This is a genomic window from Bacteroides sp. AM41-16 (assembly GCF_003603495.1).
GTDB lineage: Bacteria > Bacteroidota > Bacteroidia > Bacteroidales > Bacteroidaceae > Bacteroides > Bacteroides uniformis.
This window is the reverse complement of the sequence record NZ_QTNE01000020.1, coordinates 80,142-93,627: the sequence shown is the minus strand read 5'-3', so window position 1 is coordinate 93,627 and position 13,486 is coordinate 80,142. Positions and strand designations below refer to the sequence as shown.

Below are 13,486 nucleotides of genomic sequence, written 5' to 3'. Positions count from 1 at the left end.
TAAATATCAGTTGGTGATGCGAACAACCTGCTTTGGGCTTTTAATTTTCCTTCTCTGTGCGGCGTGCAGCGAGCAGCACGACCATAAAGGGTGGACACCGTTAGTGGAGTTGGACGGCAATTTCCTTTACCGGGAAGATTTGCAATCGGTACTTCCTGCCGGTTTGTCCAAAGACGACAGTCTGTTGTTTGCAGAACATTATATCCGTAATTGGGTGGAAGATATTTTGCTGTACGATAAAGCGCAGAGCAATATTCCCAATAACGGTGAGATTGATAAACTTGTGGAGAATTATCGCAAAGCATTGATAATGCATACCTATCAGCAGGCTTTAATACATCAGCGGCTATCAGAGGAGATTTCAGAACAAGACTTGACGGAGTATTACGAGAAGAACCAGGCGCTCTTCAAGGTGGAACGTCCGTTGATGAAAGGCTTGTTCATCAAAGTTCCTTTGACAGCCCCGCAGCTGGGCAATGTTCGTCGCTGGTACAAGACGGAAACCCGTGAGGCGGTGGAACATCTGGAAAAGTACAGTCTGCAGAATGCTGTGAAGTATGAGTATTTTTATGATAAATGGGTGCCGGTATCGGAAGTGCTGGATATGCTGCCCTTGAAGGTTCCTAATGTGGACGAGTATCTGGACAAGAATCGCCATGTAGAGCTGAAGGATACGGCTTTCCATTATTTCCTGAATGTGAGCGATTATCGCCCGGTGGGAGAGCAGGAACCCTATGAGTTTGCCCGTAGGCAAGTGAAGGATATGCTGCTGAACGTGAAGCAGGTGGAATTCATGAAGCAAGTGAAGGATGATTTGTACCAACGGGCGGTGAAAAGAGACAAGATTAAATATTATTTAGAATAAGACACCAAGAATGAAACAGTGTATGAACTTTAAGTTTGTAATTTTATTTGCCTTGACGCTATTAGTCGGTTCTACCGTTTATGGACAAGACAACGTAATTGACGAGGTAGTGTGGGTAGTAGGTGACGAGGCTATACTGAAGTCCGAAGTGGAAGAAGCACGCATGAGTGCATTGTATGAAGGACGCAAATTTGACCGTGACCCTTATTGCGTGATACCGGAGGAGATAGCCGTGCAGAAGCTGTATCTTCACCAGGCTGCCCTCGACAGTATCGAAGTATCCGAGAGTGAGGTTATCCAGCGTGTGGACTATATGACGAACATGTATATCGCCAACATCGGTTCGCGTGAGAAAATGGAGGAATACTTCAATAAGACTTCCAGCCAGATTCGTGAAACGCTGCGCGAGAATGCCCGTGAAGGATTGAAAGTTCAGAAGATGCAGCAGAAACTGGTGGGTGAGATTAAGATAACTCCGGCTGAGGTGCGCCGTTACTTCAAGGATTTGCCGCAGGACAGCATTCCTTATATCCCTACCCAGGTGGAGGTGCAGATTATCACTCAGCAGCCCAAGGTTCCTTTGGAGGAAATAGAAGATGTAAAGAGGCGTCTGCGTGAGTATACCGACCGTGTCAATAAGGGCGAAAGCTTTTCCATGTTGGCTCGTCTGTACTCCGAGGACCGTGGCTCGGCCATGCGTGGCGGTGAAATAGAGTTTTCGGGACGCGGTATGCTGGACCCCGCTTATGCCAATGTAGCTTTCAACTTGCAAGACCCCAGCAAGGTTTCCAAGATTGTAGAGTCTGAATATGGTTTCCATATCATTCAGTTGATAGAGAAGCGCGGTGACCGTATTAAAACACGCCACATTCTGTTGAAACCGCATATTCCGGAAGAAGCTCTGGCTGCCGGTTGTGCCCGTTTGGATTCTATTGCCGATGATATCCGCAATAACAAGTTCTCTTTTGAAGAGGCTGCCTCAGTGCTTTCGCAGGATAAGGATACGCGTAACAATCATGGTTTGTTGCCGAATCCCAATACGAACACTTCCCGTTTTGAGATGCAGGAACTTCCCCCTGAAATAGCCAAGGTGGTGGATAAGATGAAAGTGGGCGAAATCTCCGAAGCCTTCACCATGATTCCGCAAAAGACCGGAAAAGAAGAGTGTGTGATTGTGAAACTGAAGAGCCGTACGACGGGACACAAGGCTACCATTGCCGATGACTATCAGAACTTGAAAGAGATTGTGTTGGAGAAACGCCGCGACGAAGTGCTGGACAAGTGGATTCGTGAGAAGCAGAAGCACACGTATGTCCGTATCAAGGATAATTGGAAGAATAACTGTACGTTCAAGTATCCGGGCTGGATCAAAGAATAATCCGGAAGGATTTACATGGATTTGTATGCAAAAGAAGAATACAAAAAATCATTTCCTGAACAAGCATAGATACCTCCTGGTAGGCATTCTATGCTTGTTTGGCATCTGTCTGCTGAGTGCGCAGGACAAAAAGAAGAGTACTGGTGCACCGGAGAAGAGGAAAGTGGACTCGATTGAACAGAAAAAGACGGAGACGTCGGAAAAGAAGAAGACGCGCGTCGATTTGTTGTACGCAGATGAGGCGCAGGCGGACAAACAGTTGCGTCCTGATGTGCAGGTACTCATCGGTTCGGTGAGGATGAAGCATGACAGTATGTACATGTTCTGTGATAGTGCGCTGATATTCGAAAAGATAAATTCTGTGGAGGCATTCGGCAATGTGCGTATGGAGCAGGGCGACACCTTGTTTATCTATGGAGACTATCTGTATTATGACGGCATGTCGCAGCTGGCCATGCTGCGTGAGAATGTACGTATGATAAATCGTAATACGGTGCTGACAACCGACAGTTTGAACTATGACCGTCTGTACGATTTGGGTTATTACTTCGAAGGCGGTACGCTGACCGACGAGGATAATGTGCTGACTTCCGAGTGGGGAGAATATAGCCCTGCCACCAAGTTGGCTGTCTTCAATCACGACGTGAAGCTGGTCAATCCGAAGTTTGTCTTGACTTCGGATACCTTGAAGTATAGTACAGCTACCAAGATTGCTACTATTTTAGGCCCCTCCGACATTGTGAGTGATCAAAATCATATTTATTCCGAACGTGGCGTGTACAATACGACTACTGAGCAGGCAGAACTGCTCGACCGTTCCGTACTGACCAACGACGGCAAGAAATTGACCGGTGACAGCCTTTTCTACGACCGCATCTTGGGATACGGTGAGGCTTTTGACAATGTACAGATGAATGATACGGTCAACCGGAACATGTTGACTGGCGACTATTGTTTCTACAACGAACTGACCGGAAGCGCCGTTGCCACCAAACGTGCCGTAGCTATCGACTATTCGCAGGGCGACAGTCTGTTTATGCATGGTGATACTTTGCGGCTGATTACCTACCATATGAATACCGATTCCATGTACCGGGAGATGCGTGCCTATCATAAGGTGCGTGCTTATCGCACGGATGTGCAGGCCGTATGCGATTCGTTGGTGTATAATTCCAAGGACTCTTGCATGACGATGTACACCGACCCTATCTTGTGGCACGGGGAACAACAGTTGTTGGGCGAGGAAATTAAAATTTACATGAACGATAGTACCATCGACTGGGCACATATCATCAATCAGGCCCTGACGGTAGAGAAAAAGGACAGTATTCACTATAACCAAGTTTCCGGTAAGGAGATGAAAGCTTTCTTCATAGATGGAGACATGCGTCTGGTGGAGGTAAACGGCAATGTACTGGTGGTGTATTATCCGGTAGAGGAGAAGGACAGTTCGCTGATTATGATGAACTATTCGGAAGGTGGACTTTTGAAAATGTACTTGAAGGAGAGAAGAATGGAGCGCGGAGTCTTTGTTGGAAAGACTACCGGTACAGCCTATCCTTTGGACCAGATTCCACCAGATAAGAGCAGGCTGCCTTCTTTTGTTTGGTTCGACTACATCCGTCCGCTCAACAAGGAGGACATCTTCGAGTGGAGGGCTAAAAAAGCAGGTGAAGTATTGAAGAAAAGTGACCGGAAACCTGTAACTTCGCCAAGGAATATGCATATTAAACGAAATAATAAGTAGCGTCATGGGAATGTTTGCAATGCGGAAGCCTCGTGGCTTCAATCATAGCTATATCTATGTGGATGAGCGGAAAGAGAAGTTGGCGAAGATGGAAGAAAACGCCAAGCGTGACCTGGGTATGCTGCCGGAAAAGGAATTCTCGCCCGAGGATATACGGGGCAAATTCATAGAAGGAACAACTCACTTGAAGCGGCGCAAGGAGAGCGGACGTAAGCCGATGCATTTGGGCATAATCCTTGTTGTCATAGCTGTGCTGATTTATTTGTGGTATGCCATCAGTAACGGAATCATTTAATAATGATTAATCATTAATCCCTAATCATTAAACATTATCATGAGCGATATCATTCATTTGCTGCCCGATTCGGTTGCCAATCAGATTGCTGCCGGAGAGGTGATTCAGCGTCCGGCATCTGTTGTGAAGGAATTGGTGGAAAATGCAATTGATGCCGAAGCAGAGGAAATACATGTGCTGATTACCGATGCGGGCAAGACCTGCATCCAGGTGATTGATGACGGAAAGGGGATGTCCGAAACGGATGCGCGTCTTTCTTTTGAACGCCATGCAACTTCAAAGATACGCGAAGCTGCCGATTTGTTTGCCCTACGCACCATGGGCTTCCGTGGAGAAGCGTTGGCTTCCATTGCTGCGGTAGCTGAAGTGGAGTTGAAAACACGCCCAGCCAGCGAGGAACTGGGGACGCGACTGTTGATTGCCGGCTCTAAAGTCGAGGGCCAGGAAGCCGTTTCCTGCCCTAAGGGAAGCAATTTTTCCATCAAGAACCTATTCTTCAATATTCCTGCCCGGCGTAAATTCCTGAAAGCCAACTCTACGGAGTTGAGCAATATCCTTACGGAATTCGAGCGTATAGCGCTGGTGCATCCTGAGGTAGCCTTCTATCTGTATAGTAATGATACGGAATTGTTCAATCTTCCGGTAATGCCTTTGCGGCAACGCATCATGGCAGTTTTCGGAAAGAAACTGAATCAGCAGTTGCTGTCCGTAGACGTCAATACGACGATGATAAAGATTTCCGGTTTTGTTGCCAAGCCGGAAACCTCGCGCAAGAAAGGAGCGCACCAATACTTTTTTGTGAACGGGCGTTATATGCGTCACCCCTATTTCCACAAAGCGGTGATGGACGCTTATGAGCAGCTGATTCCTGCCGGTGAGCAAATCTCCTACTTTATTTATTTCGAGGTAGACCCTGCCAATATCGATGTGAACATCCATCCGACGAAGACGGAGATTAAGTTCGAGAATGAGCAGGCTATCTGGCAGATTCTGTCGGCTGCGGTCAAGGAATCCTTAGGCAAGTTTAGCGCTATACCTACTATCGATTTTGATACCGAGGACATGCCGGATATTCCTGCATTCGAGCAGGCTCGTCCGATAGAGCCTCCGAAGGTACACTATAACACGGATTTCAATCCCTTCAAGACGTCTTCCGCTTCTTCCTATGGAGGCGGTGGCAATTATTCGCGCCCCAAAGTGGAGTGGGAGGGGCTTTATTCCGGTTTGGAAAAAGCCAGCAGGATGAACGAGCCGATGGAGGAAGAGCCTTTTGTAGAGGATACGGTTACCGGTACGGCTCCAAGAGAGGAGGAGAGGGTTCCTTATTTCCAGGAAACGGTTCCTTCCGGGGCAAGCGCCTCTTTCTATGGCAATGAGGCAACGGTAGAGAAAGGAGCGCAACACTTCCAGTTCAAGGGGCGTTTTATTCTGACTTCCGTTAAATCGGGTCTGATGCTGATAGACCAGCACCGGGCGCATGTCCGGGTATTGTTCGACCGCTATATGAGCCAGATTCGACAGAAACAAGGCGTATCCCAGGGGGTATTGTTTCCGGAGATTATCCAGTTGCCGGCTTCGGAAGCTGCCGTACTGGAAAGTATATTGGAAGATTTGTCGGCAGTAGGCTTCGATTTGAGCCCGCTGGGTGGCGGCAGCTATGCCATCAACGGCATACCTTCGGGCATAGAGGGGTTGAACCCGGTAGAATTGGTCCGGAATATGGTACATACTGCTATGGAAAAAGGGAATGACGTTAAGGAAGAGGTGCAGACAATTCTTGCATCGACCTTGGCACGTGCTGCGGCCATCGTCTATGGACAAGTGCTGAGCAACGAGGAAATGTCCAATCTCGTGGACAATCTGTTTGCATGCCCATCCCCGAATTATACTCCGGACGGAAAGACGGTGCTGGCGACCATTAAAGAAGACGACATAGAAAAGCTTTTCTCCAAATAAGGAAGAGTACTTTCTTTTGCATCAAGGCAAAAAAAGTACAAATATTCAGAACCTTTTAGTTCTGTTGGCGTTAATTAGACAGTTTGAATGATAAAGAGTTTAATTAACCACTTAACTATTTTAAGGTATATGAAAAAGATTCTAATGTTACTGGCTTTAGCTGGTGTGTCTTCTGTTGCCATGGCGCAGCAAAAGACTGAAGTTGTGGAAGAATTTGGTGTTATCCAGGTTCAGGATAAATATCAGGTAATCACTAATCCGTTCTGGAGTAATTGGTTTTTCTCTATAGGCGGTGGTGCCGAAGCAACTTTTGGAGATAATGATAAGGCAGGAAGTTTTGGCAAGCGTATCAGTCCGACGCTGAATTTTGCCATCGGCAAATGGTTCACCCCGGGACTGGGAGTACGTCTGCAATATAGCGGCCTTCAGGCAAGAGGATATACGTATGATGCAGGTGCTGACTACGTGAAAGGCACTCAGATGGATGACGGCTACTACAAACAGCGTTTCGACTATATGAATCTGCACGGAGATGTGATGTTCAATCTGAATGCGCTGTTTGGAGGATACAACCAGCACCGTGTGTATGAAATCATTCCTTATGTAGGTGCTGGCTTCACTCACAACTACACAAAGCCTCACCGCGAAGCTCTGTCTGTAAACGCGGGTATCATCAATCGCTTCCGTATTTCCAATGCGATAGATATTAACCTGGAGCTGAGCGCAATGGGCGTTGAAGATAAGTTCGATGGCGAAGTTGGCGGCGATCATGGATATGATGGCGTGCTGAGTGCAACGGTAGGGTTGACATACCGTTTCCCCGCCCGTGGATTCCGTCGCCCGATGCCTCAGTTGATTTCTCAGGTAGAGCTGGCTGCCATGCAGGCACAGCTTGCAGAGATGGGAGCTGCCAACCAGCAGCTGCAGAATGCATTGGTGGCTGCACAGAACCAGCCGGTGGCCGAAGTTACGGAAACCGAAGTGATTGTTCCCGATCCGGATATAGCACCGCGTACCGTATTCTTCAATATCGGTTCTGCCGAAGTCTCTCCACGTGAAGCAATGAACTTGTCTTATCTGGCAGACCAGATGAAACAGTTCCCGAACGCCATTTACACTGTAAACGGATATGCAGACTCTGCAACCGGTACGCCGGCATTCAACAAAGAGTTGAGTTTGAAGCGTGCACAAGCCGTGGTCGATGTATTGGTAAAACAATACGGAATTCCTGCTGACCGCCTGAAGGTGGATGCCGGTGGTGGTGTCGATAAGTTCGGACAGCCGATTCTGAACCGTGTGGTATTGGTGAAATCTGCCAATTAGAAAGCTACGAGCTACAAGCTACAAGGAGTTACGAGTTATAGAAATGAGAAGGGGCATGCGTTATTATGACGCATGCCCCTCATTTTTTGTAACCAGTAACTTGTAACAGGTAGCTCCTTGTAACTCGTAACTTCTGTAACTCGTATCTCCTATCCCTTATTCTCCGCCGAATTTCTTTACTTGCTCTGCAATCAGTTCCGCATCATCAAAGTAGTTTATCTTCATAGCCTTGCGTACATCGTCCAAGGTTGCGGCAGCGGTTTCCCTGGCAGTTCCGCAACCTTTCTTCAGCATGTCGTAGATGGCGGGGATGTCTTTTTCAAACTCCTTGCGGCGGTTGCGGATAGGCTCCAGTGTCTCCTGCATAATTTCGTTGAGGAACTTCTTCACTTTCATGTCGCCCAGACCGCCACGTTGGTAGTGGGCTTTCAGTTCGTCCAGATTCGGATATTCGGGCAGATAAAGGCCGAAGTGTTCCGGACGGCAAAAGGCATCCAGGTAAGTGAATACGGTGTTGCCTTCCAATTTTCCGGGGTCTTGCACACGCAGGTGGTCGGGGTCGGTATACATGCTCTTCACCTTCTTCTGCACCTCGTCGGCAGAGTCCGAAAGATAGATACAGTTGCCGAGGCTCTTGCTCATCTTGGCTTTGCCGTCCGTTCCCGGCAGGCGCAGGCAGGCTGCATTGTCGGGCAACAGGATTTCCGGTTCCACGAGGGTTTCACCATATATATAGTTGAAACGGCGTACGATTTCACGAGCTTGTTCAATCATCGGCTCCTGGTCTTCGCCCACGGGCACGGTAGTGGCGCGGAAGGCGGTAATGTCCGCTGCCTGGCTGATGGGGTAGGTGAAGAAACCTACGGGGATGCTTGTCTCGAAATTACGCATCTGGATTTCGGTCTTTACCGTCGGGTTGCGTTGCAGGCGGCTCACGGTCACCAGGTCCATATAGTAGAAGGTCAGTTCGCAGAGTTCCGGTATCTGGGATTGGATGAAGATGGTACTCTTCGTCGGGTCCAGTCCGCAAGCCAGGTAGTCCAGTGCCACCTCGATGACGTTCTGGCGCACCTTTTCCGGATTCTCCATATTGTCCGTCAGCGCTTGTGCGTCGGCGATGAAGATGAAAATCTTGTCGTACAAGCCGGAGTTTTGCAGTTCCACTCTTCTTCTCAATGAGCCTACATAGTGTCCTATGTGCAGGCGTCCTGTGGGGCGGTCGCCCGTAAGGATGATTTTTTCTTTTGCCATATTATGTATTTTTTAGTTTCTTCATTGTATAAAAGCCATTAAGACCGGCAAAGATACCTATAATTATCGAAACCTCAAGGGATGACGCTTTCTTTCCTTTTCACGTATACCTTATGGCTTCCGATGCCGCTTGTATCGATTCCGCTGCCGGGAGTATGTGCCCATTTGCGCAGTTCCACGGTGGCGGTGGAGCGGACGAGTCCGGTCAGTTGCCGGTAGATGCTGACAGTAAGGAAGGCGTGCTTGTCCAGATACTGATGCGCCAGAGCCAGACGTTGTTCGGGGGTGTATTTCTTCGACGAACGTGCGGGTTTCCAGGAGGCACGTTCCAGTTCGCACCAATGGTTGGTTTCTCTAATCAAGGCCTTGTCCGTGCGGAAGTTCACGCCACTTACGTAGATGCTCCGCGCGTTTCGCTTCGTGGTGCTTTCTTGGGGCTGTTCGCGTTCCTTGTCGGGGTAGATGGACAGTGCGGGGGTGAATACGCCCAATCCTTCTATCTTCACCGAGCGTCCCATTCCCATTTCGTGGGCCAGGGCTTCGCCCAGCTCGCAGATAATTCCTTCGGTTACGCCTTTAGAGAATCCCGAGGTCATGGCGATGTATTCCGCCAGTTCGCGCGTGCCGGTCTGTCCGGTCATCACCATCTTGGGGTAGGTGATTGGTTCGCCCGTGCCTTGCAAGTCGGGCATTTCTTTCATTTGGTAGCGTGTGGTCATTGTTGCGTTCTCCTTTCTTTTCTTTCCTTCGTTGCAAAGTCCTTTTCCCTGCGGAGCAAAGTTCTTTTGGTGGCGGAGAAATCTTAGAATAAAGCCTTTATTCCAAGGAATAGAAATTTTATTTTTAAGAATAAAGGCTTTGTTTGTAGAAACAGAATCCTTGTTCTATTTTTGTATAGGCACAAAGGTAAGTTTCCGTGGCGAGAAAAGCAAGTTTTGGTGGGGAGAATCTTCATATTTATCCGCAAATGCCTTTACTGAGATATAGTCTTTCTTTTTTATATGGAATCGCATTTTTCGGAAAAAGATTTCGGTTGTGGGCGACGGCCGCTCTTCTATTATGGAGGATGACGTTTCTTTTATGCAAAAAAATATGCCACAATTTGCTCTTTTCGTAAATAAGTCGTTACTTTGCACAAATTTTAAAGAGACTATGCAATCGCAGGAAATGAGAAGCAAATATAACCTCCGTTCGAATGAATTTCATTCGGGAGCCGTCAGTTTCTCTTTTTTCGAGAAAGATATTTTTAGTTCTTTGGTAATGCGTTAATCCTTTATTGGGTGACGCATTTTTTTTGTGAAATAGCTACAACTCGTAGTTCGTAGCTTGTAACTCGTAACTTAATAGACAACAAGAGAATATGGAAAAGAATTTAAAGAAAGTGCTTGTCTTGGGTTCTGGTGCGCTCAAGATTGGTCAGGCCGGAGAGTTTGACTATTCCGGTTCGCAGGCGTTGAAGGCGTTGCGCGAAGAAGGTATCGGTTCTGTTTTGGTAAACCCGAACATTGCTACTATCCAGACATCGGAAGGTATCGCCGATCAAGTTTATTTCTTGCCGGTAACTCCTTATTTCGTGGAAGAAATCATCAAGAAAGAACGTCCCGACGGCATTTTGCTGGCATTCGGCGGACAGACGGCGCTGAACTGCGGTACGGAACTCTACCAGAACGGAATTCTTCAGAAATATGGCGTGCGTGTGCTGGGTACTTCCGTTGAGGCGATTATGTACACCGAAGACCGTGACCTCTTTGTGAAGAAGCTGGACGAGATTCCGATGAAGACTCCGAAGAGTCACGCTGTAGAGAGCATGGAGGACGCACTGAAGGCAGCCCGCGAGATTGGCTACCCCGTGATGGTGCGCTCGGCTTATGCTCTGGGTGGACTGGGAAGCGGTATTTGTCCGGACGAGGAAGCCTTCATTAAATTGGCCGAAAGCTCTTTCACTTTCTCCAAGCAGATTCTGGTAGAAGAGTCTCTGAAGGGTTGGAAGGAAATTGAATTCGAGGTAATCCGCGATGCCAACGACCACTGCTTCACGGTGGCAAGCATGGAAAACTTCGACCCGCTGGGCATCCATACGGGTGAGTCCATCGTAGTGGCTCCCACTTGCTCATTGACCGACGAGCAGGTGAAAATGTTGCAGGAGCTTTCCACCAAATGTATCCGCCACCTGGGCATCGTGGGCGAATGTAACATCCAGTATGCGTTCAACGCCGAGACAAACGACTATCGTGTCATCGAGGTGAACGCCCGTCTGTCCCGTTCTTCCGCATTGGCTTCCAAGGCTACCGGTTATCCGCTGGCATTCGTGGCTGCCAAGATTGCGTTGGGCTATACGCTCGACCAAATCGGCGAGATGGGAACTCCCAACTCGGCATATGCAGCTCCGCAGCTTGACTACCTGATTTGCAAGATTCCGCGTTGGGACTTGACAAAGTTCGTAGGTGTCAGCCGCGAAATTGGCTCCAGCATGAAGTCGGTAGGCGAAATCATGTCTATCGGACGTTCCTTTGAAGAAATTATCCAGAAGGGCTTGCGTATGATTGGTCAGGGAATGCACGGATTCGTGGGCAATGAGGGAGTGGAGTTCGATGACTTGGATTACGAACTGTCACATCCCACCGACCTGCGCGTCTTTGCCATTGCCGAGGCTCTGGAAAAGGGATATGCCATCGACCGCATCTTTGAGCTGACCAAGATTGACCCCTGGTTCTTGGGCAAGCTGAAGAACATCGTAGACTACAAGCAGAAACTTTCTCAATATAATAAGGTGGAAGACATCCCCGCCGACGTGCTGCGCGAAGCAAAAGTGCTTGGCTTCTCCGACTTCCAGATTGCCCGCTTCGTGCTGAATCCGCAAGGCAATATGGAGAAGGAAAACCTTGCCGTACGCGCCCGTCGTAAGGAGCTGGGCATCCTGCCCGCCGTGAAGCGCATCAATACGGTGGCTTCCGAACATCCGGAACTGACGAACTACCTCTACATGACGTATGCCGTTCAAGGTTATGATGTGAACTATTATAAGAATGAAAAATCAGTGGTTGTGCTTGGTTCGGGCGCTTACCGCATCGGTTCGTCTGTAGAGTTCGACTGGTGTTCGGTGAATGCCATCCAGACTGCCCGCAAGCTGGGCTACAAGTCCATCATGATTAACTATAACCCCGAAACCGTTTCTACGGACTACGACATGTGCGACCGTCTCTACTTCGACGAGCTCTCCTTCGAGCGTGTGCTCGACGTTATCGACCTGGAGCAGCCGCGCGGTGTCATCGTGTCCGTGGGTGGACAGATACCGAACAACCTGGCAATGAAGCTTCACCGCCAGTCAGTTCCCGTGTTGGGTACTTCCCCCATCTCCATCGACCGTGCCGAAAACCGTAACAAGTTCTCTGCCATGCTCGACCAGCTGGGCATCGACCAACCGGCTTGGCAGGAACTCACTAGCCTGGAAGATGTGAAAGGCTTTGTAGAGAAGGTGGGCTATCCGGTACTGGTGCGTCCGTCTTACGTACTCTCCGGTGCTGCGATGAATGTATGCTACGATGAAGAAGAACTGGAAAACTTCTTGAAGATGGCTGCTGAGGTATCTAAGGAATATCCGGTGGTGGTATCCCAGTTCTTGCAGAACACCAAGGAAATCGAGTTCGACGCTGTTGCCCAAAACGGTGAAGTGGTGGAATACGCCATCTCCGAGCACGTAGAGTTTGCCGGTGTACACTCCGGTGACGCTACGCTGGTATTCCCGGCACAGAAGATTTACTTTGCAACGGCACGCCGCATCAAGAAAATCAGCCGCCAGATTGCGAAGGAACTCAATATTTCCGGTCCTTTCAATATCCAGTTCCTGGCACGCAACAACGAGGTGAAGGTTATCGAGTGTAACCTCCGTGCATCGCGCAGCTTCCCGTTCGTATCCAAGGTGCTGAAGCGTAACTTCATCGAGACTGCTACCCGTATCATGCTGGACGCTCCCTATACACAACCGGACAAGTCGGCATTCGACATCGACCGTATCGGTGTGAAGGCAAGCCAGTTCTCCTTCTCCCGTCTGCACAAGGCAGACCCGGTATTGGGTGTGGACATGTCGTCTACGGGCGAGGTAGGCTGTATTGGCGACGACTTCTCCGAAGCATTGCTGAATGCCATGATTGCTACCGGATTCAGAATCCCCCGTCCCGAGAAGGGCGTGATGTTCTCCTCCGGAGCCATGAAGTCCAAGGTGGATTTGCTGGATGCCAGCCGCATGCTCTTTGCCAAAGGCTATAAGATTTATGCTACGGCAGGTACAGCCGCTTTCCTCAACGCCCATGGCGTGACGACGGAAGCCGTTTACTGGCCGGATGAACGCCCGGATGCGGAAAACAACGTGATGACGATGATTGCCGACCATGCCTTCGACCTGATTGTCAACATTCCGAAGAACCATACGAAACGCGAGCTGACCAATGGCTACAAGATTCGTCGCGGTGCCATCGACCACAACATTCCGTTGATTACCAATGCCCGCCTGGCAAGTGCCTTTATCGAGGCATTCTGCGAAATGAAGCTGGAAGATATCCAGATTAAGAGCTGGCAGGAGTACAAATAAATTGTTTGCTCTATAAACGATTGCAGGAGCGGAAAGCCGAAAGGTTTTCCGCTCTTTTGGTATACTGCGTTTATTTCCGTATT

At 48.9% G+C, this 13,486-nt stretch carries 9 protein-coding genes; 7 read left to right on the top strand and 2 right to left on the bottom strand.

The genetic code is table 11. From position 1 onward, the window contains the following. Positions 1-16: 16 nt before the first annotated feature. The 6 genes from DW896_RS16355 to DW896_RS16330 all read left to right on the top strand — a co-directional run bounded on the left by DW896_RS16355 (position 17) and on the right by DW896_RS16330 (position 7,564). Complete coding sequence (locus DW896_RS16355; protein WP_005829565.1) at positions 17-865, top strand: peptidylprolyl isomerase; 849 nt, start codon at positions 17-19, stop codon at positions 863-865. Between the two features lie 10 nt (positions 866-875). Next, positions 876-2,243, top strand: a complete 1,368-nt coding sequence (locus DW896_RS16350; RefSeq protein WP_005829568.1) for a peptidylprolyl isomerase — start codon at positions 876-878, stop codon at positions 2,241-2,243. 25 nt (positions 2,244-2,268) lie between these two features. Beyond that, a complete protein-coding gene (locus tag DW896_RS16345) occupies positions 2,269-3,990 on the top strand; it encodes an OstA-like protein (protein ID WP_009037820.1) in 1,722 nt (573 codons plus the stop codon). Positions 3,991-3,994: 4 nt separating this feature from the next. After that, complete coding sequence (locus tag DW896_RS16340) at positions 3,995-4,285, top strand: hypothetical protein (RefSeq protein WP_005829571.1); 291 nt, start codon at positions 3,995-3,997, stop codon at positions 4,283-4,285. A 39-nt stretch (positions 4,286-4,324) separates the two neighbouring features. After that, on the top strand, positions 4,325-6,241 hold the full coding sequence (gene mutL / locus DW896_RS16335) for a DNA mismatch repair endonuclease MutL (protein WP_005829573.1): 1,917 nt from the start codon (positions 4,325-4,327) through the stop codon (positions 6,239-6,241). Positions 6,242-6,370: 129 nt separating this feature from the next. Then, on the top strand, positions 6,371-7,564 hold the full coding sequence (locus tag DW896_RS16330; RefSeq protein WP_119993574.1) for an OmpA family protein: 1,194 nt from the start codon (positions 6,371-6,373) through the stop codon (positions 7,562-7,564). Positions 7,565-7,720: 156 nt separating this feature from the next. Here the strand turns inward: DW896_RS16330 and trpS are convergent, their stop codons facing one another. Next, on the bottom strand, positions 7,721-8,815 hold the full coding sequence (trpS, locus tag DW896_RS16325) for a tryptophan--tRNA ligase (protein ID WP_098032873.1): 1,095 nt from the start codon (positions 8,813-8,815) through the stop codon (positions 7,721-7,723). Positions 8,816-8,889: 74 nt separating this feature from the next. After that, complete coding sequence (locus DW896_RS16320) at positions 8,890-9,534, bottom strand: HU family DNA-binding protein (protein ID WP_005833449.1); 645 nt, start codon at positions 9,532-9,534, stop codon at positions 8,890-8,892. A 641-nt stretch (positions 9,535-10,175) separates the two neighbouring features. Here DW896_RS16320 and carB point away from each other — a divergent pair. Further along, complete coding sequence (carB, locus tag DW896_RS16305; RefSeq protein ID WP_005833447.1) at positions 10,176-13,403, top strand: carbamoyl-phosphate synthase (glutamine-hydrolyzing) large subunit; 3,228 nt, start codon at positions 10,176-10,178, stop codon at positions 13,401-13,403. The last annotated feature ends 83 nt before the right edge of the window (positions 13,404-13,486 follow it).

Bases quoted from the DNA above. Each gene is read 5' to 3' on its own strand.
- DW896_RS16320 (WP_005833449.1), bottom strand. From the start codon at position 9,534: ATGACCACACGCTACCAAATGAAAGAAATGCCCGACTTGCAAGGCACG.
- mutL (WP_005829573.1), top strand. From the start codon at position 4,325: ATGAGCGATATCATTCATTTGCTGCCCGATTCGGTTGCCAATCAGATT.
- DW896_RS16345 (WP_009037820.1), top strand. From the start codon at position 2,269: ATGCAAAAGAAGAATACAAAAAATCATTTCCTGAACAAGCATAGATAC.
- trpS (WP_098032873.1), bottom strand. From the start codon at position 8,815: ATGGCAAAAGAAAAAATCATCCTTACGGGCGACCGCCCCACAGGACGC.
- DW896_RS16350 (WP_005829568.1), top strand. From the start codon at position 876: ATGAAACAGTGTATGAACTTTAAGTTTGTAATTTTATTTGCCTTGACG.
- DW896_RS16340 (WP_005829571.1), top strand. From the start codon at position 3,995: ATGGGAATGTTTGCAATGCGGAAGCCTCGTGGCTTCAATCATAGCTAT.
- carB (WP_005833447.1), top strand. From the start codon at position 10,176: ATGGAAAAGAATTTAAAGAAAGTGCTTGTCTTGGGTTCTGGTGCGCTC.
- DW896_RS16355 (WP_005829565.1), top strand. From the start codon at position 17: ATGCGAACAACCTGCTTTGGGCTTTTAATTTTCCTTCTCTGTGCGGCG.
- DW896_RS16330 (WP_119993574.1), top strand. From the start codon at position 6,371: ATGAAAAAGATTCTAATGTTACTGGCTTTAGCTGGTGTGTCTTCTGTT.